This window comes from Streptococcus catagoni (assembly GCF_011421425.1).
GTDB lineage: Bacteria > Bacillota > Bacilli > Lactobacillales > Streptococcaceae > Streptococcus > Streptococcus catagoni.
This window is the reverse complement of the sequence record NZ_WPCW01000002.1, coordinates 1-21,595: the sequence shown is the minus strand read 5'-3', so window position 1 is coordinate 21,595 and position 21,595 is coordinate 1. Positions and strand designations below refer to the sequence as shown.

Sequence of the window (21,595 nt, the reverse complement as noted above, 5' to 3'; positions counted from 1 at the left end):
TTGTACCACAGAAAAAATGCTCAACTTATCCACACTCCTAAAAAAATTTAGCTTCTTTTTTGTTCCCTAAATAGTTGACTTATCCAAGTTTTTTAAAAAGTTTTCCACAAGCTGTGGATTTCTTTTCTTTTTAATCTATTTAAGGTATAATTAAGCAGAGTTTTATATGATAACAAAAAAGATGGTTGGAGGAAGATTTGTGTCAAAATTTAAATCAATTAAAAAAACTTTTTTGGTATTACTGGTAGGTTTTTTAGGAGGTATTATTGCCTATTTTGTGATGAACTCCTTTAATAATTCGGATTCTCAAGGAAATTTTATTTCTAATCCAACCTCTACTAGTAAGGTTACTTATAAAAATACAACAAATACAACCAAGGCTGTTAAAGTTATTCAAGATGCTGTTGTCTCGGTTATTAATTACCGAGAAGTAGATGGCTCCAATGATTTAGGAAATTTATTTGGTAGAAGTAACTCTAATGCAAAAGAAAATGATGGTTTACAGATCTATAAGGAAGGATCTGGTGTTATCTACAAGAAAGAAGGAAAAACAGCTTATCTGGTTACAAATAACCACGTTATTGATGGAGCTAAAAGAATTGAAATCCTTTTAGCAGACGGATCAAAAGTGGTCGGTAAATTAATTGGTTCTGATACCTATTCAGATTTAGCTGTTGTTAAAATTTCATCAGAAAAATTAAAAGCAGTTGGATCATTTGCCAATTCTTCAAAAATTAATGTTGGTGAAGTTGCAATTGCCATTGGAAGTCCTCTAGGTACAGAATATGCTAATTCTGTTACTGAAGGTATCGTCTCAAGTTTAAGTAGAACAGTAACCCTTAAAAATGAAGAAGGAAAGACTGTCTCTACCAATGCCATCCAAACAGATGCTGCTATAAACCCTGGAAATTCTGGTGGTCCCCTTATTAATATTGAAGGTCAAATTATTGGTATTAACTCAAGTAAAATTTCATCCACTCTTTCAGATTCAGGCGGAGCAGTAGAAGGTATGGGATTTGCAATTCCTTCAAATGATGTTGTAAAAATTATCAATCAATTAGAAGGAAAAGGTCATGTTGTCCGTCCAGCCTTAGGAATTACAATGGTTAATCTAGGTAATCTGTCAACTAATGCCCTAAACCAATTAAAAGTACCACAAAATGTTACTGGTGGAATTGTCGTTACTTCAGTTAAAGATGGTATGCCAGCTTATGGAAAACTAGAACAATATGATATCATCACTGAAATTGATGGAGAAACTGTCAATAATACAAGTGATTTACAAAGTATACTTTATGGTCATGAGATTGGTAAATCTATCAAGGTAACTTTCTATAGAGGAACAAATAAGAAAACAACCACAATCAAGCTTACTAAAACGACTCAAGATTTAGAAAAATAAGCTTGACAATACCTTTAAAATACCTTTACAATATTGTAAAGGTATTTTACTATCATCTGGAAGGTAAATTATGGCAGAAATATACAAAAAAATTGCTACCAAAGATATCGTAGCTAATCCTCATCAGCCAAGACTACATTTTAAAAGTGAAGAATTAAAAGAGCTAGCTGATTCTATAAAATTAAATGGCTTAATTCAACCTATTATTGTCCGCAAATCTGAGATCTACGGTTATGAATTAATAGCTGGGGAAAGACGCCTGAGAGCCTCCCAATTAGCTGGTTTAACAGAAATTCCTGCTATCATAAAGGAAATATCAACTAAAGAAAGTATGAATCAAGCTATAATTGAAAACCTTCAAAGATCTGATTTAAGCCCAATTGAAGAAGCTAAGGCCTATCAAAACATCATTACAAAAAATCATCTTACACATGAACAATTAGCCAAATTTATGGGAAAATCAAGGCCTTATATCACTAACAGTTTGAGATTATTGCAACTTCCAAAAAGTATCGAAGTAGCTATTGAAGAGGGGGAAATTAGCCCAGGACATGCTAGGGCTCTCCTTTCTTTAGAAAATCCTAAGGAACAAGAACACTACTTGCAAAGAATTATCAAACAAGGATTAAATGTCAGACAAACTGAAGACCTCCTAAAAACACATCAAAGAAAAAATATAAAAAACAAAGAAAAAAATATTTTTATTCAAGCTATTGAAAAAGATTTGGCTAAAAGGTTAGGAGTGGGTGTCCACATTAGCCAAAAAAAGGATATGAGTGGAAGCTTAAGTTTTCATTTTTCAAACGAAGAAGAATTTAACAGAATTATCAACAATCTAAAATAGGATGTTCATATCCTATTTTTTTAATACTCATTTTTCCACAAGTTTGAAATAGGTTAAAGCTTAACATGACTTAGTTTTTAAACTTTTCCACAAGTTGTGGAAAAGTCTTATAAGCATTGTTTATTTATTTTCCACAAGCTGTGGGTAAGTCGTAAAGTTTATCCGTGTGACTGTGGAAAACTTCCTTTATTTGTGTTAGAATAGTCCTAGAATTATCCATAGAAGGAACCTAACATGACTGAAAATGAACAAATTTTTTGGAATAGGATCTTGGAATTAGCTCAAAGTCAGTTAAAACAAACAACCTATGAGTTTTTTGTATTAGATGCACGCTTATTAAAGGTTGAAAATCAAGTTGCTACCATTTATTTAGATCCCATGAAGGAATTGTTCTGGGATAAAAATTTAAACAATGTCATCTTAACAGCAGGTTTTGAAATCTATAATGAACAAATAGCTGTTAAATATGTCTTTGAAGAAGCATTAGAACCTGAAACACAAGCATTCCAAAATGATGAAGTCTTTACAAGACAAAATATAACTTCCTTGCCCATTGTAAACTCTGATTTAAATCCTAAATATAGTTTTGATAATTTTGTCCAAGGTGATGAAAATCGCTGGGCTGTAGCTGCTTCAATTGCTGTGGCAAATACCCCAGGTTCAACTTACAATCCCTTATTTATCTGGGGGGGACCTGGCTTAGGAAAAACTCACTTGCTAAATGCTATTGGTAACTCTGTCCTTTTAGACAATCCAAATGCGCGTGTTAAATATATAACAGCTGAAAACTTTATTAATGAATTCGTCACACATATTAGGTTAGATACTATGGATGAATTGAAAGATAAATTTAGAAATTTAGATTTACTTTTAATTGACGATATTCAATCTCTTGCAAAGAAAACACTTCAAAGTACACAGGAAGAGTTCTTTAATACCTTCAATGCTTTACATAATAATAATAAGCAAATCGTACTAACTAGTGACCGTACTCCTGATCATCTCAATGATTTAGAGCAACGTTTGGTTACTCGTTTTAAATGGGGATTAACCGTTCAAATTACACCTCCTGATTTTGAAACACGAGTGGCTATCTTGACTAACAAAATTCAAGAATATAATTTTTCATTTTCCCAAGATACAATAGAATATTTGGCAGGACAATTTGATTCCAATGTTCGAGACTTAGAAGGTGCTTTAAAGGATATTAGTCTAGTCGCAAATTTTAAACAAATTGATGTTATAACTGTTGATATTGCAGCAGAAGCCATTCGTGCAAGAAAGCAAGACAGTCCTAAGATGACTATTATCCCTATTGAAGACATTCAAGTACAAGTCGGAAAGTTCTATGATGTGACGGTTAAAGAGATCAAGGCAACAAAGCGAACGCAAAATATTGTCCTAGCAAGGCAGGTTGCCATGTTTCTAGCCCGTGAGATGACTGATAATAGCCTTCCTAAGATCGGAAAAGAATTTGGTGGTAGAGACCATTCAACAGTTCTTCATGCCTATAATAAAATCAAAAATATGATTGTGGAAGATGAGAGTCTTCGAATTGAAATTGAGACTATCAAGAATAAAATAAAATAAGCCTGTGCATAAGTCAATTATTTTAAAAAAACTTATACACAGCTTGTGAACAGATCCTAGTTCTTGCTATCACTCATTTTAGCCCACTTATCCCCTGTATACACAAGACCTATTACTACTACTAACTATAATACTTATAAAATAAAGGAGTTTTCATGATTCAATTTTCTATAAATCGTTCTCTTTTCATCCAAGCTTTAAATGCAACTAAAAGAGCTATTAGCAGTAAAAATGCTATTCCTATACTTTCAACTATTAAAATCGAAGTTAGCCAATCTGACATTACCCTAACAGGTTCTAATGGACAAATTTCTATTGAAAATACTATTCCAGTAACAGATGAAAATGCAGGCTTATTGATTTCATCAACAGGTTCTGTTTTGCTTGAAGCAAATTTCTTTATTAACATTATTTCAAGCCTACCAGATCTAACCTTAGATTTTAAAGAAATTGAACAGCATCAAGTTGTTTTAACCAGCGGAAAATCAGAAATAACCTTAAAAGGTAAGGATGTTGAACAATATCCAAGGCTTCAAGAAGTATCTACTGAGAATCCTCTTATCTTAGAAACAAAATTATTAAAATCTATTATTTCTGAAACAGCTTTTGCTGCAAGTGTCCAAGAAAGTCGTCCTATTTTAACAGGTGTTCATATTAGCTTACAAAATAATAACGAATTTAAGGCAGTAGCTACAGACTCACATCGTATGAGCCAAAGAAAACTTAACTTGGAAAAAAATGCTAATAATTTTGATGTCGTTATTCCAAGTCGCTCATTGCGTGAATTTACAGCAGTATTTACAGAAGATATTGAAACAGTTGAAATTTTCTTTTCTCCAAGCCAAATTTTATTTAGAAGTGAGCACATTTCTTTTTATACAAGGCTATTAGAAGGAAACTATCCTGATACTGATCGTCTTTTGATTAATCAATTTGAAACGGAAGTTGTCTTTAATACGCAATCTCTAAGATATGCTATGGAACGTGCTTACCTAATTTCTAATGCTACGCAAAATGGAACCGTAAAACTAGAAATAAATCAAGAAAATGTAAGAGCTCATGTTAACTCACCAGAAGTTGGGAAAGTTAATGAAGAATTAGATACCGTTGAAAAATCAGGAGAAGATTTAACAATTTCTTTTAATCCTACCTATTTGATTGAATCACTTAAAGCACTTAAGAGTGAGACAGTTAGAATAAGATTTATTTCACCTGTAAGACCATTTACACTTACTCCTGATGATAATGAACAAGATTTTATTCAATTAATTACTCCAGTTCGTACAAATTAAAGTTAAAGAACCATCTAAGCAAGCTTGGATGGTTTTATTCAACTTAACTTATGTTATAATTATTAGCAAGATGACAGTCTATATTATCGCTAATCCCCATGCGGGAAATCGCCAAGCTAGAACCATTGTAGAAAAAATAAAGAGCTACTTTACTGAGGAAGTTGTTGTTTTTTATACAGAGAAAAAAGATGATGAAAAAAGACAGGTTGAAAAACTCCAAAAAGTATTTGTAAAATCTGATCAGATAATGATTTTAAGTGGTGATGGAACCCTATCAAAAGTCTTATATTATCTGCCTGTGGAAATACCTGTGGCTTATTATCCAGTGGGGTCTGGTAATGACTTTGCTAATGCTTTAAATCTACCTGGTTTAGAAGATACTATTAATGCTATGAAATCAGGTACAATTAAATCTTTTAATTGTTTTAAGTATGATTCAGGATTAATGATTAACAGTCTTGATATGGGTTTTCCAGCTTATGTAGTCAATAAGGCTTCAAAGTCCAAATTAAAAGCTTTTTTAAATAAAATTTATTTAGGAAAATTAACTTATATTGCTATGGCTATAAAATCCCTATTTAAAACGCCTCTGGCTCAAGTTAGTCTTGAAAAAGAAAATGGTCAAATTTTACATTTAGATCACTTATATCTCTTTTCTTTGGCAAATAACACCTATTTTGGTGGAGGAATAACAATTTGGCCTGATGCTCTGGCCTTTCATTCAAATTTAGATCTTGTTTATGCTAAGGATTTCTCTTTTTATAAAAGAATTGTCCTCTTACTCAGTATAGTCTGTAAAAAACATAAGCTAAATTCCCATCTGAAACATGAAAGTTTGACTAAACTTTCAATTAGTTTTTCTGAGAATAGCTTAATTGAAATTGATGGGGAAATTCTAAATTTAGAGCATATAACACTGAATAGTGAAAGGCGTTTCCTATATATGTGAGGTAAAAAATGTATCAATTAAATTCTTTAGTAGAAATGAAAAAGCCCCATGCTTGTACTGTTAAATCAACAGGAAAAAAGGCTAATGAATGGAAGATTATCAGATTAGGTGCTGATATCAAAATTCAGTGTTGTAATTGTGATCATATTGTGATGATGAGCCGCCATGATTTTGAAAGAAAGTTGAAAAAAGTGTTGCAACTGTAAAAAAGCTTGTTTAAATCACTGTTTACAAACAGTTTGCTACCTATAGTTGCCTGAAAAAGTGCTAGATTTTTGAGAAAATTCTTATTGGTGTAGAGTTATCAACAGAAAGTAATATCTATAGATGAATAAGTTTTCAGAGCAGTTAAACTATTTACGACTTAAAAAAATTTTTTTCACAAGATTATTTAGCAGAGCAACTGTTTATTTCAAGACAAGCTATTTCCAAATGGGAAAATAATGAAGCATGTCCAGATATGACAAATTTAATTAAACTGGCCACTATTTTTGAGGTTAGTTTAGATCAATTAATATTGGGTAAAAGTTCAGAATTAATTGTGGAGCGGATTTTTGAGAAGAAACCTCTTGATATCAAATTACTTATCAGAAATTTCTGGCTAATTTTTGGAAATATTTTAATAGCCCTATTTATTTTATATACGATTTTTCTTTTTCTTGATTCTTTAGGACTAGCACCTCAGATTTTAAGGAAATTATTTTATTAATTCGTCATTTAGTCTGTCATTTGCCAGGCTTTTTTTAGTTGTTTTATGCTATAATGATACTGATTGAATTTTTGAACGGAGACTTAATAAATATGGCTTTAACAGCTGGAATTGTCGGTTTGCCAAATGTTGGTAAATCAACCTTATTTAATGCTATTACTAAAGCAGGGGCAGAAGCTGCTAACTATCCTTTTGCAACTATTGATCCTAATGTTGGTATGGTTGAAGTACCTGATGAACGTTTAGATAAATTAACAGAACTGATCACCCCTAAAAAAACAGTCCCAACAACTTTTGAATTTACAGATATTGCTGGTATTGTAAAGGGAGCTTCAAAAGGTGAAGGCCTTGGTAATAAATTCTTAGCTAATATCCGTGAAGTTGATGCTATTGTTCACGTGGTTCGTGCTTTTGATGATGAAAATGTTATGCGTGAACAAGGTCGTGATGATGCCTTTGTAGATCCCTTGGCAGATATTGATACCATCAATTTAGAATTGATTTTGGCGGACCTAGATTCTATTAATAAACGCTATGCGCGTGTTGAAAAAATGGCTCGTACACAAAAAGATAAAGAGTCAGTGGCAGAATTTAATGTCCTTCAAAAAATCAAACCTGTTCTAGAAGATGGTAAATCAGCACGTACCATTGACTTTACAGATGAGGAAGCTAGAGTTGTCAAAGGTCTATTCTTATTAACAACCAAACCAGTCCTTTATGTGGCAAATGTTGATGAAGACAAAGTTGCTGATCCAGATGGTATTGACTATGTTAAGCAGATTCGTGAATTTGCTGAGACTGAAAATGCAGAAGTCGTTGTCATTTCTGCGCGTGCAGAGGAAGATATTTCAGAACTTGATGATGAAGACAAGGAAGAGTTTTTAGAAGCCATTGGTTTAACAGAATCAGGTGTAGATAAATTAACTCGTGCAGCCTATCATTTATTAGGTCTTGGTACCTACTTTACAGCAGGAGAAAAAGAAGTTCGTGCGTGGACCTTTAAACGCGGTATCAAAGCTCCTCAAGCTGCAGGGATCATCCATTCTGACTTTGAAAGAGGTTTTATCCGAGCAGTTACCATGTCTTATGACGATTTGATGACATATGGTAGTGAAAAGGCTGTTAAAGAAGCTGGTAGACTTCGTGAGGAAGGTAAAGAATATATTGTGCAAGATGGCGATATCATGGAATTTCGCTTTAATGTGTAATAAGATTAAAGCAAATAATGAAAAGGTTGGAAACTATTTCCAGCCCTTTTCCTGTTTATAAAGAAAGAAGAGTATAATCTATGGTTAAATTGATCGTTGGACTAGGAAACCCTGGTTCTAAATATAATGATACAAAACATAATGTGGGTTTTATGGCTATTGACAAGATTGTAAAGGATCTTGACATAAGCTTTACAGAGGAAAAAAATTTTAAAGCTCTTATTGGTTCGACTTTTTTGAATCAGGAAAAAGTCTATTTTGTTAAACCGACAACTTTTATGAATAATAGTGGTATTGCTGTTAAGGCTTTAATGACTTATTTCAATATTGTTAGAGAAGACCTAATTGTAATATATGATGATTTAGATATGGAAATAGGTAAAATTCGTTTCCGTCAAAAAGGCTCGGCTGGAGGTCATAATGGTATAAAATCAATTATTGCACATCTTGGAAGTCAGGAGTTTACAAGAATCAAAATTGGTATTGGGCGTCCTCCTCAGGGAATGACTGTTATCAATCATGTTTTAAGTAAGTTCAATAAAGATGATCGAATCACAATTAATCTTAGTTTAGAAAAAGTTGACAAAGCTGTAAAATATTGTTTACAGGAGCAAGATTTTGAAAAAACCATGCAAAAATATAACGGGTAAATATGAATATATTAGAACTTTTTAGTCAAAATAAAACCTTGCAATCTTGGTATTCAGGTACAAGAACTTTAGGTAGGCAGTTAGTAATGGGATTATCTGGATCAAGTAAGGCCCTAGCAATTGCTTCAAACTTTAATAGTAATGATGAAAAAATAGTAATTATCACTTCAAGTCAAAATGAAGCTGAAAAATTGGCCAGTGACTTGTCAATGTTATTGGGAGAAGAAAAAATTTATCAGTTTTTTTCAGACGATGTAGCTGCTGCTGAATTTATCTTTTCATCCTTAGATAAGGCTATTTCAAGAATTGAAGCCATTAATTTTTTAACTCAAAAAATAAGAGAGGTATATTACTAACTAGTATAGTTGGCTTGAGGGTACTACTGCCAAATCCTATTATTTTTAAGACAAGTGAAATGACCTTAACAGTTGGCAATGAATATGACATTGACAAACTTGTAAAGCAATTATCACATATTGGCTATCAAAAAGTAAGTCAAGTTCTGAATCCCGGAGAATATAGCAAAAGAGGTGACATCTTAGATATTTTTGAAATAACTAAGGAAGAGCCTTATCGTCTTGAATTTTTTGGAGATGAAATTGATGGTATTAGACAGTTTGATAGTGAGACACAAAAATCTACTGAGCAAGTAAAGGAAATAAGTATTAGCCCTGCCAGTGATCTTATTGTAAGTAGTGATGATTTTGCTCGAGGTATAAAAAATATAGAAGAAGCTTCTGTCTTAGCTAATCAAGAGACAAGAGCCTACTTAGATGATCTTATTAGTGTTTCTAAAGATCATTATCGGCATAAGGATCTGAGAAAATTTGTCTCTCTTTTTTATGAAAAAGAGTGGACCTTATTGGATTATATTCCTAAAGGAACACCAATATTCTTTGATGATTTTCAAAAGATAATGGATAAGAATACTAAATTTGATCTAGAAATTGCTAATTTGCTTGCTGAAGATTTACAGCAGGGTAAAGCTTTGTCACAACTAGCTTATTTTGCAGATAATTATAGACAATTTAGAACCTATAAACCTGCCACCTTCTTTTCGAATTTTCATAAGGGTCTTGGGAATATTAAGTTTGACAAAGTACACCAATTAACACAATATTCCATGCAGGAATTCTTCAATCAGTTTTCTCTATTAGTTGAGGAAATAAAAAGGTATGAAAAGTCTAAGGCAACAATTATTATTCAAGTTGAATCTCCTAAGGCTTATGATCATTTACAAGAAAATTTGGAAGAGTATCACTTTCACCTTCCATTAGTTTCCAGCAATAAAATTGAAAAAGCGAAAATACAAGCTATTATTGGAAATATTTCAAGTGGCTTCTATTTTGCTGATGAAAAAATTGTCCTTATTACCGAACATGATATTTATCACAAAAAGATAAAAAGACGGGTAAAACGTTCTAATATTAGTAATGCTGAGCGTTTGAAAGATTATAATGAACTTATTAAGGGAGACTATGTTGTTCATAGTGTTCATGGTATCGGCCGCTTTTTAGGAATTGAAACAATCCAGATTCAAGGAATACATCGTGATTATGTGACTATTCAGTATCAAAATTCTGATAGGATTTCTCTTCCTGTGGAACAAATTGAGAGCTTATCAAAATATGTTTCAGCTGATGGTAAAGAGCCCAAAATAAACAAACTCAATGATGGAAGATTTCAAAAAACAAAGCAGAAAGTTTCTAAACAGGTTGAAGACATAGCAGATGATCTTTTAAAACTTTATGCTGAGAGAAGTCAAAAGCAAGGTTTCCAGTTTTCACCAGATGATGATTTACAAGAAGCTTTTGATAATGATTTTCCTTTTGTTGAAACTGAAGACCAAATACGTTCCATAAAAGAAATTAAAAAGGATATGGAAAGTAAACATCCAATGGATCGGCTTTTAGTTGGTGATGTTGGATTTGGCAAAACAGAAGTAGCAATGAGAGCTGCCTTTAAGGCTGTTAATGATCATAAGCAAGTAGCTGTCTTAGTACCGACAACAGTTTTAGCCCAACAGCATTATGAAAATTTCAAGGAAAGATTTGAAAATTACCCTATAGAAATTGATGTTTTAAGTCGCTTTAGAAGTAAAAAAGAACAAAATGAAACCCTTGAAAAATTAAAGAATGGCCAAGTTGACATTATTATTGGAACACATCGACTCTTGTCCAAAGATGTCCAATTTTCAGATATTGGCTTAATTGTTGTGGATGAGGAACAACGTTTTGGAGTAAAACATAAAGAAAAATTAAAAGAACTAAAAATAAAGGTGGATGTTTTAACTCTAACAGCTACACCTATTCCGAGGACACTTCACATGTCAATGCTTGGTATTCGAGACTTATCAGTTATTGAAACACCTCCTACTAATCGTTATCCCGTTCAAACCTATGTCTTAGAAACTAATCTTGGAATAGTAAGAGAAGCCATTATTAGAGAAATAGATCGCGGTGGCCAAGTTTTTTATGTTTACAATAAGGTTGACACCATTGACAAGAAAGTGTCTCAGCTTCAAAAACTTGTCCCTGAGGCTTCTATTGGACTTGTCCATGGACAAATGAGTGAAATACAGCTAGAAAATACTCTGATTGACTTCATTAATGGTGATTATGATGTCTTAGTGGCAACAACCATCATTGAAACAGGAGTTGACATTTCAAATGTGAATACCTTGTTTGTAGAGAATGCTGATCATATGGGACTGTCAACTTTGTATCAACTTAGAGGACGTGTGGGACGATCCAATCGTATTGCTTACGCCTACTTGATGTATAAACCAGATAAGGTCTTGTCTGAGATATCAGAGAAAAGATTAGAGGCTATAAAAGGATTTACTGAGTTAGGTTCTGGTTTTAAAATTGCTATGCGGGATTTATCCATTCGCGGAGCTGGAAATATTTTAGGTGCCTCACAAAGTGGCTTTATTGACTCAGTTGGCTTTGAAATGTATTCACAATTACTAGAACAAGCCATAGCAAATAAACAAGGAAAATCTACTGTCAGACTAAAAGGAAATGCTGAAATTAGCCTTCAAATTGATGCCTATCTTCCTCAAGAATATATTAAAGATGAACGTCAAAAAATTGAAATTTATAAACGTATTAGAGAAATTGAGAACAGAGAAGATTACCTTAATTTACAAGATGAAATAATTGATAGGTTTGGAGAATATCCAGATCAAGTAGCCTACTTGTTAGAAATAGGTTTGTTGAAATCTTATATGGATAAGGCATTTGCTCAATTACTTGAACGCAAAGATAATGTTATTTCTGTCCGTTTTGAAAAAGCATCTTTGAAGTATTATTTGACTCAAGATTACTTTGAAGCATTGTCTAAAACACATTTGAAAGCAAAAATTGGAGAAAATAATGGAAAAATTGAAATTATTTTTGATGTAAGAAATAAAAAAGATTATGAAATTCTAGAAGAATTAATGTTATTTGGAGAAATGCTTGGTGAAATTAAAAATAGAAAAGCTACAAAATCAGACAAGTAGATCTAGTTTACTGATTGTTCTAAGTGGCTTTATTTCCAAAATATTAGCAGCTATTTATCGTATTCCTTATCAAAATATCGTTGGAGATAGGGGATTTTATGCCTATCAACAAATTTATCCCATGCTTGCTATTGTTAGTGCACTAAGCTTAACAGCTTTTCCTAATGTCATTGCAAGTTTATCCCAAAATAAAGATGAGAAAGATTTACAAACCTTATTTAAATTTCAATTAGTTTGCAGTCTACTGGCTTCTCTTATTTTAATTGTCTTTCATGCGCCTTTAGCAGTTATGATTGGAAGTCCTAAGCTGTCTCCAAGTATCATAGTAACTGGGATTGTCATCTTAACGGTACCCTTTATTTCTTTTTATAGGGGCCTAGCCCAAGCACAATCCAATATGAAACCAACGGCTATTAGTCAAGTTATTGAACAGATTGTAAGAATAATGATTATTATAATCTCTGCTCTAGCTTATTATACTTTTCATTGGACTATTTATTTAACAGCAAATGTTGCTGCCTGTGGTAATTTGGTAGCCAGTCTCTTTGTCTTACTTTATTTAATAAGAAGAAATGATTATCCTCTAAAAGGTTTATTAACTAGTGGTCGAGTATCCTTAAAAAATAGTAGGTTAATTGGTTTTTCCAGTGTGACTTTCATATTTTACACCTTGTATCTTTTACTATTTCAACTGATTGATTCTCTTTTTATTAAGAATAGTTTGGTTCTTAGTGGCTATTCTGATCTTACTTCAGAAATTAGCAAGGGAATTTTTGATCGAGGTCAACCGTTAATTCAGTTTGGCCTGATTTTTACAACAGCCTTTTATACCACCTATTTACCTATATTGACAAAAAAATATTACGACCATGATCAAGGCTATCAGGCAGACAGTCAACATTTTTTTGATTTTATCTTTTATTTTAATCTGGCTTTGACAATAGGGTTTATGGGGATTTTAGCTGCAATGAATAGGGTTTTATTTGAAGATAATAAAGGTTGGCTTGCCTTATTGATTTTTTTAAGTCTTATTCTTTTATCAAGTTTGATACAATTTTTTCATCAAAAATTATTTATTGAGAAACAATCAAAAAAATCATTTATTATTTTATGTCTGGGTCTTATCTTAAAGGGGCTCTTGACCCCTTTATTGACCTATCATTTTGGGATTGTTGGAAGCTCTGTCTCTAGTGTTATTCCATTAGTCTTTGTTTTATTTTTGTATGCTATTTTTTCTGATATTCGTTTTTTAGTCTTTAAAAATGTGAAATATTTTTGCTTATTGATAATAATGTTTGTTATAGTATGCTTTAGTCAAACATTTTTCCCAGGACAAACTAGATTGGAAAGCTTAATATCCTTACTTGTTTCAACATTTATAGGTCTAGGTGTTTTTATAGTTATTTCCAAGAAACTACTGGTCTTTGATCAGAAATTATGGTCTTATCTACCATTTAATGGAGAAAAATGATAGAATGGAAGAGACTGTGAGGTAAATAATGAGATTAGATAAATACTTGAAAGTATCACGCATTATCAAGCGTCGAACAGTGGCTAAAGAAGTCGCTGATAAGGGTAGAATAAAAGTTAATGGTGTTCTTGCTAAAAGCTCTACAGATTTGAAATTGAATGATCAGGTGGACATTAGGTTTGGAAACAAGTTATTGACCATTAAAGTCTTAGAAATGAAAGATAGCACTAAAAAAGAAGATGCCATTAAGATGTATGAGATTTTAAAGGAAACAAGGGTTGAAAACCATGAAGAAGTCTAGTATTGTTCAATTAAATAATCAATTTATTAATCAGGAAAATTCAAAAAAACGATTTGAAGAAGAAGAAAATCAAAAAAGAAATCGTTTTATGGGGTGGATTCTGGTTATTGTGATGTTTTTGTTTATTTTGCCAACCTATAATCTGGTAAAAAGTTATATAGGCTTAAAAGAACAAAATCAACAGGTTATAAAACTTCAAAAAGAATATAAAGAGCTAGAAAAAAAGACAAATTCTGAAAAAAAATTAGCTAAACAGTTGAAAAATGAAGATTTTGTCAAAAAATATGCACGTGCCAAGTATTATCTTTCTAGAGAAGGAGAATTCATTTATCCTATACCAGGATTATTACCTAAATAATATGGATGATATTGTCAAAAAAATTGAAACTTTTTTAGCCTATTCAGAAGAAAAACTAGAAGAGTTAAAAAAGCAAAATCAGGCCTTAAAAGAAGAGAAAAAAAGCTGAGGAATAGAAAGGAGATAAAATGAAAAAATTATTTGCATCTATGCTGATGTTTTTTTTCCTATCTCCTTTACCAATTATCAGTACTGAAAAGGATATCAACTTTTCTAATGCTAACCTCTATCAGTTAAAGCAGGGAATTGTTTCAGATAGTCTTTATTATAGGGATATTCCAGAAAATCCTAATGTCTATGAAGACCAAGCTAGCTTTACAGATCCTGAGTTAACTCTTGTCTCAAAAACAATAAGTCCTGATACTGATTTTCAAATAAAAGACCTTATCCTTAATAAAAATAATATTCCTATATTTGTTTTGTCAGATGGTAGCTACATAGAGGCAAGTCGACAAAAGATTTATAGTGATGCTACTTTTAATCAAGAAGAGGTTGATCTTACTTTTTGGACTCAAAAAGATTTTTTAATTTACAAGCAACCTTTTGTAAAAGGAATTACTCCTATAAAAACTTCTTTGAAGCCTTATAAAAAGGTACATGCTAGTAAATTAGCTCAAACAGAACGTGGAAACTATTATTATATTGATAATAAAGGCTGGATATCAGAAAATGATCTGTCTACCTCTGATAATAGGATGATCTTAGTTCAAGAGATGTTAAGTCAAAAATATAATAAGGATAATTATTCTATCTTTGTTAAACAAATTAAGACTCAGGCTAGTTCTGGAATTAATGCTGATAAAATAATGTATTCTGCCAGTGTGGCAAAATTAGCAACCCTTTATTATACTCAAGAACAGTTGAACACTGGACAATTAACACTAGATAAAAATTTAAAATATAAGGATGAGGTTAATGACTTTGAGGGTGCCTATGATCCTTCAGGTAGTGGAGAATTACCTAAAAAACCTGATAATAAGAATTACCGGGTGGAGACTCTTTTAAAAGCTGTTTCCCAGAACTCTGACAATGTGGCTTCAAATATTTTAGGCTATTATGTCGCAGATCAATATGGTCAGAATTTTTATTCAAAGATAAATGCTATATCGGGAATAGATTGGAATATGAAAAAAAGAATGCTTTCATCAAGAGCAGCTGCTAATTTAATGGAATCCATTTATTACCAAAATGGCCAAATTATTTCATATCTATCGGATACTGCCTTTGACAATGAACGTATTTCTAAAAATATTTCTGTACCCGTTGCTCATAAGATAGGAGATGCTTATGATTATAAACATGATGTTGCCATTGTTTATACAGATTCACCTTATATTATTTCTATTTTTACAAATCACTCTTCTTATGACAACATCACTGAAATTGCCGATGATGTTTATTCAATATTAAAATAATGTATTCAAAAATTTTTAATTATATCCAAAAAAAAGCTTTATTTGATAAAGACAAAAAAGTTTTAGTAGCTGTATCAGGTGGAGTAGATTCAATGAATCTACTGCATTTTTTACACACTTATCAGGATGCCTTAGCTATTGAGATTGGTATTGTTCATGTTAATCATAAACAAAGACTTCAATCTGAAGAGGAAGAAAAGTTCTTAAAAAAATGGGCCAAAGAAAATAATGTACCTATTTATATAGGCTATTTTTCTGGAAATTTTTCTGAAAAAAAAGCGCGTGATTTTCGTTATCACTTTTTCAAAGAAATTATGGATGAGCAGGGCTATACTGTATTAACAACGGCACATCATGCTAATGATCAGGCTGAGACTGTTTTAATGAGGCTGATCCGGGGAAGTCTACTCAGACATTTGTCTGCTATCAAAGAAGTTCAACCATTTGGTAAGGGAAAACTTATACGACCCTTTCTTCATTTTGAAAAAACAGACCTACCTAATCCTTTTCATTTTGAAGATCAGTCAAATTCTGACAATACCTACTTTAGAAATAGAGTAAGAAACCACTATTTACCTGAGTTTAGTAGGGAAAATCCAAGAATTAATCAGGCACTAAGAAAGTTGGCTTTTGAAACGCAATTATTATTTGAAGCTTTTGCTGATTTAACAAAAGACTTTGAAATAACAAAAATTGCTTTATTTAGGAATCAAACAGAAGCTGTTCAACATTTTTTATTACAAGACTATCTCTCTCATTTTGAAGATTTGCAGCTTACCGCTAAGCAGTTCCAAGAACTTTTATATATCATTAAGCATAAGAGCAGTGGTAGTTATCCTATAAAAAACAGTTATTGTTTATATATCGATAAAGAATCGTTCGATATCAAAAAAATCATACCTAAGACTGAGAACAATGCAGACAGTATTTTGGTAGAATATGATTCGGCTGCTATTTATGGGGATTACAAATTTTCCTTTGGTCAGGATAAATTTGTAAACTCTTTATATTTGTCAGTTTCACTCAGTAGTAAATCTCCTATTACTTTGAGACGGCGTCAGAGTGGTGATAAAATAAATTTTGGAACATTTTCAAAAAAATTGAGACGACTTTTTATAGATGAAAAATTTACGCATCAAGAACGAGAAGAGGCAATAGTTGCTTTGCAAGAAAATCAAATTATATTTGTGATAGTTGCAGGTAAAACTTATTTGAGAAAAGCTTCAAATCATGATATAATGAGGGCTACGCTATGTATTGAAAATTTAGAAAAAAGGTGACATCATGCTGGAGCAAGATATTAAAAAAGTTCTGTACTCAGAAGAAGAAATAATTTTAAAGACAAAAGAACTTGGCCAACAATTAACCAAGGATTATCAAGGGAAAAATCCTTTGATGGTTGGTGTTTTGAAAGGCTCTGTTCCTTTTATGTCTGAACTAATGAAGCATATTGATACTCACGTCGAAATAGATTTTATGGTAGTATCAAGTTACCACGGTGGAACTACAAGTAGTGGTGAAGTTAAAATTTTAAAAGATGTTGACACAAATATTGAAGGTAGAGATATTCTTTTTGTCGAAGATATTATTGACACTGGACGTACTTTGAAATATCTTAGAGATATGTTTAAATATCGTAAGGCAAAATCTATTAAAATTGTAACTTTATTTGATAAGCCAGAAGGTCGAGTTGTTGATATTGATGCAGATTATGTCTGCTATGATATCCCTAATGAGTTTATTGTAGGCTTCGGCTTAGACTATGCAGAAAACTACCGTAACCTACCATATGTTGGTGTATTAAAAGAGGAAATCTATTCTAAATAGAAAAAGGTCAATTATTACTTTATGAAAAATAAGAAAAATAATGGTTTTGTGAAAAATTCTTTTATTTATATCCTATTGATTGTTGTTGTCATAACAGGGTTTCAATATTATTTAAAAGGAACAAGTACCCAAAATCAACAGATTAGCTACACTACCTTAATCAAGCAAATTAAAGCTGGTGATGTCAAAACACTTACTTATCAACCAAGTGGAAGTGTTGTTGAAGTAAGAGGTAAGTATGAAAAACCTAAAAAGGTATCTTCAGAACCAGGTTTAACTTTCTTTGGTTCAGGAACCTCTACTACCGTAACAGGTTTTACTTCGCTTGCATTACCAAGTGATTCAAATCTAAAAGAAGTAACTGATGCTGCTAACAAAAATGGAACAGAGATTCATGTGAAACAAGAGAGTTCGAGTGGAACTTGGATTTCATTCTTGATGAGCTTCCTTCCAATCATTATTTTTGCAGCATTCATGATGATGATGATGAATCAAGGTGGTGGCGGAGCCCGCGGGGCAATGAGTTTCGGTAAAAATAAGGCAAAAACACAAAGTCAAGCTGACGTTAAGGTTAGGTTTACTGATGTTGCCGGGGCAGAGGAAGAAAAACAAGAATTAGTTGAAGTTGTTGATTTCCTAAAAAATCCGAAAAAATATAAATCCTTGGGCGCAAGAATACCTTCAGGTGTCTTATTAGAGGGCCCTCCTGGTACAGGTAAAACCCTTCTAGCAAAAGCTGTTGCTGGTGAAGCTGGAGTACCTTTCTTCAGTATTTCTGGTTCAGATTTTGTAGAAATGTTTGTTGGGGTTGGTGCTAGTCGAGTTCGTTCACTTTTTGAAGACGCAAAAAAAGCAGAACGTGCTATTATCTTTATCGACGAAATTGATGCTGTTGGCCGTCGTCGCGGTGCCGGAATGGGTGGTGGTAATGATGAACGTGAACAAACTTTAAACCAACTTTTGATTGAAATGGATGGTTTTGAAGGAAATGAAAGTATCATTGTTATTGCAGCTACAAACCGTAGTGATGTCCTTGACCCAGCCCTTCTAAGACCAGGTCGTTTTGACCGTAAGGTACTTGTTGGTCAACCTGATGTTAAAGGTAGAGAAGCTATACTTCATGTGCATGCTAAGAATAAACCACTGGCAGAAGATGTTAATTTGAGAGTGGTAGCTCAACAAACACCTGGTTTTGTTGGTGCAGATTTAGAAAATGTCTTAAATGAAGCGGCCTTAGTTGCAGCTCGTCGTAATAAAACGAAAATTGATGCAAGTGATATAGATGAGGCTGAAGATAGAGTTATAGCAGGACCTTCTAAGAAGGATAGAACCATCTCACAAAAAGAAAGAGAAATGGTTGCTTATCATGAAGCCGGACACACTATCGTTGGTTTAATTCTTTCAAATGCTCGTGTTGTTCATAAGGTAACAATTGTTCCTCGTGGACGTGCTGGTGGTTACATGATTGCACTTCCTAAAGAAGATCAAATGCTTCTTTCTAAGGATGATCTAAAAGAGCAATTAGCAGGTTTAATGGGTGGACGTGTTGCTGAGGAGATTATATTCAACGCTCAAACAACAGGTGCTTCAAATGACTTTGAACAAGCTACCCAACTAGCAAGAGCAATGGTTACAGAATATGGAATGAGTGAAAAACTTGGTCCAGTTCAGTACGAAGGAAATCATGCTATGATGCCTGGACAACTATCACCTGAAAAATCTTATTCGGCTCAGACTGCCTTATTAATTGATGAAGAAGTAAGAGAACTTTTGAATCAAGCACATAGCAAGGCTGCTGATATTATAAAAGAAAATCGTGAGACTCATAAACTTATTGCAGAAGCCTTGTTGAAATACGAAACATTGGATGCTGCGCAAATTAAATCAATCTTTGAGACTGGCAAAATGCCAGTAGATTCTGAAAAAGATGAAGATGATGTACACGCTTTATCTTATGATGAAATTAAAGATAAAATGGTTGACGAAGACTAATCACAGTTAAGTCTGGAATAAAAAGTTTTTCTATTCAGAAATTCTTTATAAAATAACTTTTAGTCCGATATTATCAATAAAAAAGCGAACATATTCTACCTTTTGATTATCATAAAGTGTAGGTTGTTCGCTTTTTTTATTGTTGTTTAGACTTTTGTCTCATATTCAGTTTTTTCTGAAATTTACAAGCTTATTTAACTGTGTTAAACTTAATGGTATTAAAACAAGAATGGTAAAAAGTAATGCATATTTTTAGAAAAAAGAATAATAGTGGCAATAAAACAGAAATGAGAAGGCACCTAAAAGTTACAGATTTAATATTTTTAGGCTTAGGTTCAATGGTAGGAACTGGTATATTCACCATTACAGGGATTGGTGCAGCTCAATATGCTGGACCAGCATTGACTATTTCAATTATTATTTCTGCTTTAGCCATAGGGATATTAGCTCTTTTTTATGCTGAATTTGCTTCACGCATTCCTGCCAATGGTGGTGCTTATAGCTATGTCTATGCAACCTTGGGAGAATTTCCTGCCTGGATTGTAGGTTGGTATATTATTATGGAATTTCTTACAGCCATTTCTAGTGTAGCTGTAGGCTGGGGAAGTTACCTCAAAGGCTTGCTCTTAAATTATGGTATTCACATTCCAAAAGCACTAAGTGGAACATTTAATTTAAAAGAAGGTACTTATGTTGATATCCTGCCAGTTTTAGTAATGTTTCTTGTGACAGCCATAGTCTTAATGAATTCGAAAACTGCTCTGCGATTTAACAGTATATTGGTCATCTTAAAATTCTCTGCTCTAGCTGTTTTTATTGTAGTAGGTTTGTTTTTTATTGATCCACATAATTGGACTGATTTTTCCCCTTATGGACTAGGTCAGATCTATGGTGGCAAGACTGGTATATTTGCTGGTGCCTCTGTCATGTTCTTTGCCTTCTTAGGCTTTGAATCTATTTCAATGACAGTGGATGAGGTTAAAAATCCACAAAAAAATATTGCTAGAGGGATTGTTTATTCCTTGGTCATTGTTACTATCTTATATGTTGTAGTGACAACAATATTGACAGGTATTGTTTATTATAAAAACTTAAATGTTTCAGATGCTGTTGCCTTTGCTCTAAGGAGTATTGGAATCAATTGGGCTGCAAATTATGTTTCAGTTGTAGCAGTCTTAACTTTGATTACAGTTTGTATTTCCATGACTTTTGCTTTAGCTAGGATAGTTTATAGTATTAGTAGAGATGGATTATTACCTAAGAGTCTTTATAAGATAAATGAAGAAAGTTTTGTTCCTCAAAACGCTACTGTGTTAGTAGGATTAATTTCTATGATTTGTGCAGGAATAGTTCCCTTAGCAAGTCTTGCAGAGTTTGTAAACATTTGTACTTTGGCTTATCTAGCTATCATGTCTTACGCTATTATTAGACTAAGAAAAATAGAAGGTTTACCTAAAAAAGGTGAATTTAAAACACCTTTAGTTCCTTTACTTCCTATCATAGCTATACTTATTTGTCTTTCATTTATGTCACAGTACATGTTGATCACCTGGATTGCCTTTATAGTTTCAACCTTAGCGGGTACCTTAATTTACTTTTTTTATGGCTATAAAAACTCAAAAGAAAATAAGTAAAGAAAGTCAGGTAGGCTAGTTTTAGTGGTTTGATGTTACAAATATATTACAAAGATATTTTTGTAAAAAACTTGAAACAAAAATGGAAAATCCCTTGACAAACTTCTATATAATAGCTATACTAGTTAAGCTGTCAAGAGCGGAAAAAGACTATGTAACAAAGAAGTAAAAAAAGCAAAAAAGATATTGACAAAGTTAACCGCACCTGATAGAATAAAATAGTTGTCTCGTAAGAGAAACAAGACCTTTGAGAACTGAATAAGACGAACCAAACGTGCAGGGTGATATGATTATGCATATTACCTGTCAATAAAAAAACGAAAAAAATCTGTCAGCGACAGAAACAATGAGTGAAAGACTCAAACTTTTAATGAGAGTTTGATCCTGGCTCAGGACGAACGCTGGCGGCGTGCCTAATACATGCAAGTAGAACGCTGCGGACTGGTGC

17 protein-coding genes, 1 rRNA gene and 2 pseudogenes are annotated in these 21,595 nt (G+C 32.6%); all 20 read left to right on the top strand.

Features of this window, described 5'->3' with window-relative positions; all coding sequences use genetic code 11:
• The first annotated feature begins 199 nt into the window (after positions 1-199).
• Complete coding sequence (locus HBN42_RS03950; RefSeq protein WP_165993783.1) at positions 200-1,402, top strand: S1C family serine protease; 1,203 nt, start codon at positions 200-202, stop codon at positions 1,400-1,402.
• Between the two features lie 70 nt (positions 1,403-1,472).
• Positions 1,473-2,246: a ParB/RepB/Spo0J family partition protein gene (locus HBN42_RS03945; protein WP_165993782.1), complete on the top strand. Its 774-nt coding sequence runs from the start codon at positions 1,473-1,475 to the stop codon at positions 2,244-2,246.
• Positions 2,247-2,480: 234 nt separating this feature from the next.
• On the top strand, positions 2,481-3,836 hold the full coding sequence (gene dnaA / locus HBN42_RS03940; RefSeq protein WP_165993781.1) for a chromosomal replication initiator protein DnaA: 1,356 nt from the start codon (positions 2,481-2,483) through the stop codon (positions 3,834-3,836).
• A 155-nt stretch (positions 3,837-3,991) separates the two neighbouring features.
• The gene (gene dnaN, locus HBN42_RS03935) at positions 3,992-5,128 is read left to right on the top strand and encodes a DNA polymerase III subunit beta (RefSeq protein ID WP_165993780.1); all 1,137 of its coding nucleotides are present in this window, start codon (positions 3,992-3,994) and stop codon (positions 5,126-5,128) included.
• A 70-nt stretch (positions 5,129-5,198) separates the two neighbouring features.
• Positions 5,199-6,077, top strand: coding sequence for a diacylglycerol/lipid kinase family protein (locus HBN42_RS03930; protein WP_165993779.1), 879 nt, complete (start codon positions 5,199-5,201; stop codon positions 6,075-6,077).
• A gap of 8 nt (positions 6,078-6,085) precedes the next feature.
• Positions 6,086-6,283: a DUF951 domain-containing protein gene (locus tag HBN42_RS03925; RefSeq protein ID WP_165993778.1), complete on the top strand. Its 198-nt coding sequence runs from the start codon at positions 6,086-6,088 to the stop codon at positions 6,281-6,283.
• Between the two features lie 121 nt (positions 6,284-6,404).
• Positions 6,405-6,786 (top strand): annotated as a pseudogene (locus tag HBN42_RS03920) (helix-turn-helix domain-containing protein).
• 92 nt (positions 6,787-6,878) lie between these two features.
• Positions 6,879-7,994: a redox-regulated ATPase YchF gene (gene ychF / locus HBN42_RS03915; RefSeq protein WP_165993777.1), complete on the top strand. Its 1,116-nt coding sequence runs from the start codon at positions 6,879-6,881 to the stop codon at positions 7,992-7,994.
• A gap of 80 nt (positions 7,995-8,074) precedes the next feature.
• The gene (pth, locus tag HBN42_RS03910) at positions 8,075-8,644 is read left to right on the top strand and encodes an aminoacyl-tRNA hydrolase (RefSeq protein WP_165993776.1); all 570 of its coding nucleotides are present in this window, start codon (positions 8,075-8,077) and stop codon (positions 8,642-8,644) included.
• A gap of 2 nt (positions 8,645-8,646) precedes the next feature.
• Positions 8,647-12,149: pseudogene (mfd, locus tag HBN42_RS03905) on the top strand (transcription-repair coupling factor).
• On the top strand, positions 12,109-13,620 hold the full coding sequence (locus HBN42_RS03900) for an oligosaccharide flippase family protein (RefSeq protein ID WP_165993775.1): 1,512 nt from the start codon (positions 12,109-12,111) through the stop codon (positions 13,618-13,620). The pseudogene mfd and the gene HBN42_RS03900 overlap by 41 nt, the downstream one beginning before the upstream one ends.
• A 28-nt stretch (positions 13,621-13,648) precedes the next feature.
• Entirely contained in the window at positions 13,649-13,921 is a 273-nt protein-coding gene (locus HBN42_RS03895) for an RNA-binding S4 domain-containing protein (RefSeq protein ID WP_165993774.1), read from the top strand.
• Positions 13,908-14,279 carry an FtsB family cell division protein gene (locus HBN42_RS03890; RefSeq protein WP_165994177.1) on the top strand — a complete coding sequence of 124 codons (372 nt, stop codon included), beginning with the start codon at positions 13,908-13,910 and terminating at the stop codon, positions 14,277-14,279. Before HBN42_RS03895 ends, HBN42_RS03890 begins: the two co-directional genes overlap by 14 nt.
• A 1-nt stretch (position 14,280) precedes the next feature.
• Positions 14,281-14,388 carry an SP_0009 family protein gene (locus HBN42_RS10195; RefSeq protein ID WP_268895582.1) on the top strand — a complete coding sequence of 36 codons (108 nt, stop codon included), beginning with the start codon at positions 14,281-14,283 and terminating at the stop codon, positions 14,386-14,388.
• 19 nt (positions 14,389-14,407) lie between these two features.
• The gene (locus HBN42_RS03885) at positions 14,408-15,694 is read left to right on the top strand and encodes a serine hydrolase (RefSeq protein WP_165993773.1); all 1,287 of its coding nucleotides are present in this window, start codon (positions 14,408-14,410) and stop codon (positions 15,692-15,694) included.
• The gene (gene tilS, locus HBN42_RS03880; RefSeq protein ID WP_165994176.1) at positions 15,691-16,974 is read left to right on the top strand and encodes a tRNA lysidine(34) synthetase TilS; all 1,284 of its coding nucleotides are present in this window, start codon (positions 15,691-15,693) and stop codon (positions 16,972-16,974) included. The genes HBN42_RS03885 and tilS overlap by 4 nt, the downstream gene beginning before the upstream one ends.
• Before the next feature lie 4 nt (positions 16,975-16,978).
• Positions 16,979-17,521 (top strand): hypoxanthine phosphoribosyltransferase, encoded by a 543-nt coding sequence (gene hpt / locus HBN42_RS03875; RefSeq protein WP_165993772.1) that lies wholly within the window; start codon positions 16,979-16,981, stop codon positions 17,519-17,521.
• A gap of 21 nt (positions 17,522-17,542) precedes the next feature.
• Positions 17,543-19,513 (top strand): ATP-dependent zinc metalloprotease FtsH, encoded by a 1,971-nt coding sequence (gene ftsH / locus HBN42_RS03870; RefSeq protein WP_165993771.1) that lies wholly within the window; start codon positions 17,543-17,545, stop codon positions 19,511-19,513.
• Between the two features lie 242 nt (positions 19,514-19,755).
• Positions 19,756-21,147 (top strand): APC family permease, encoded by a 1,392-nt coding sequence (locus HBN42_RS03865; RefSeq protein ID WP_165993770.1) that lies wholly within the window; start codon positions 19,756-19,758, stop codon positions 21,145-21,147.
• 366 nt (positions 21,148-21,513) lie between these two features.
• Positions 21,514-21,595: ribosomal RNA gene (locus tag HBN42_RS03860) — 16S ribosomal RNA — on the top strand; the annotation flags it as partial.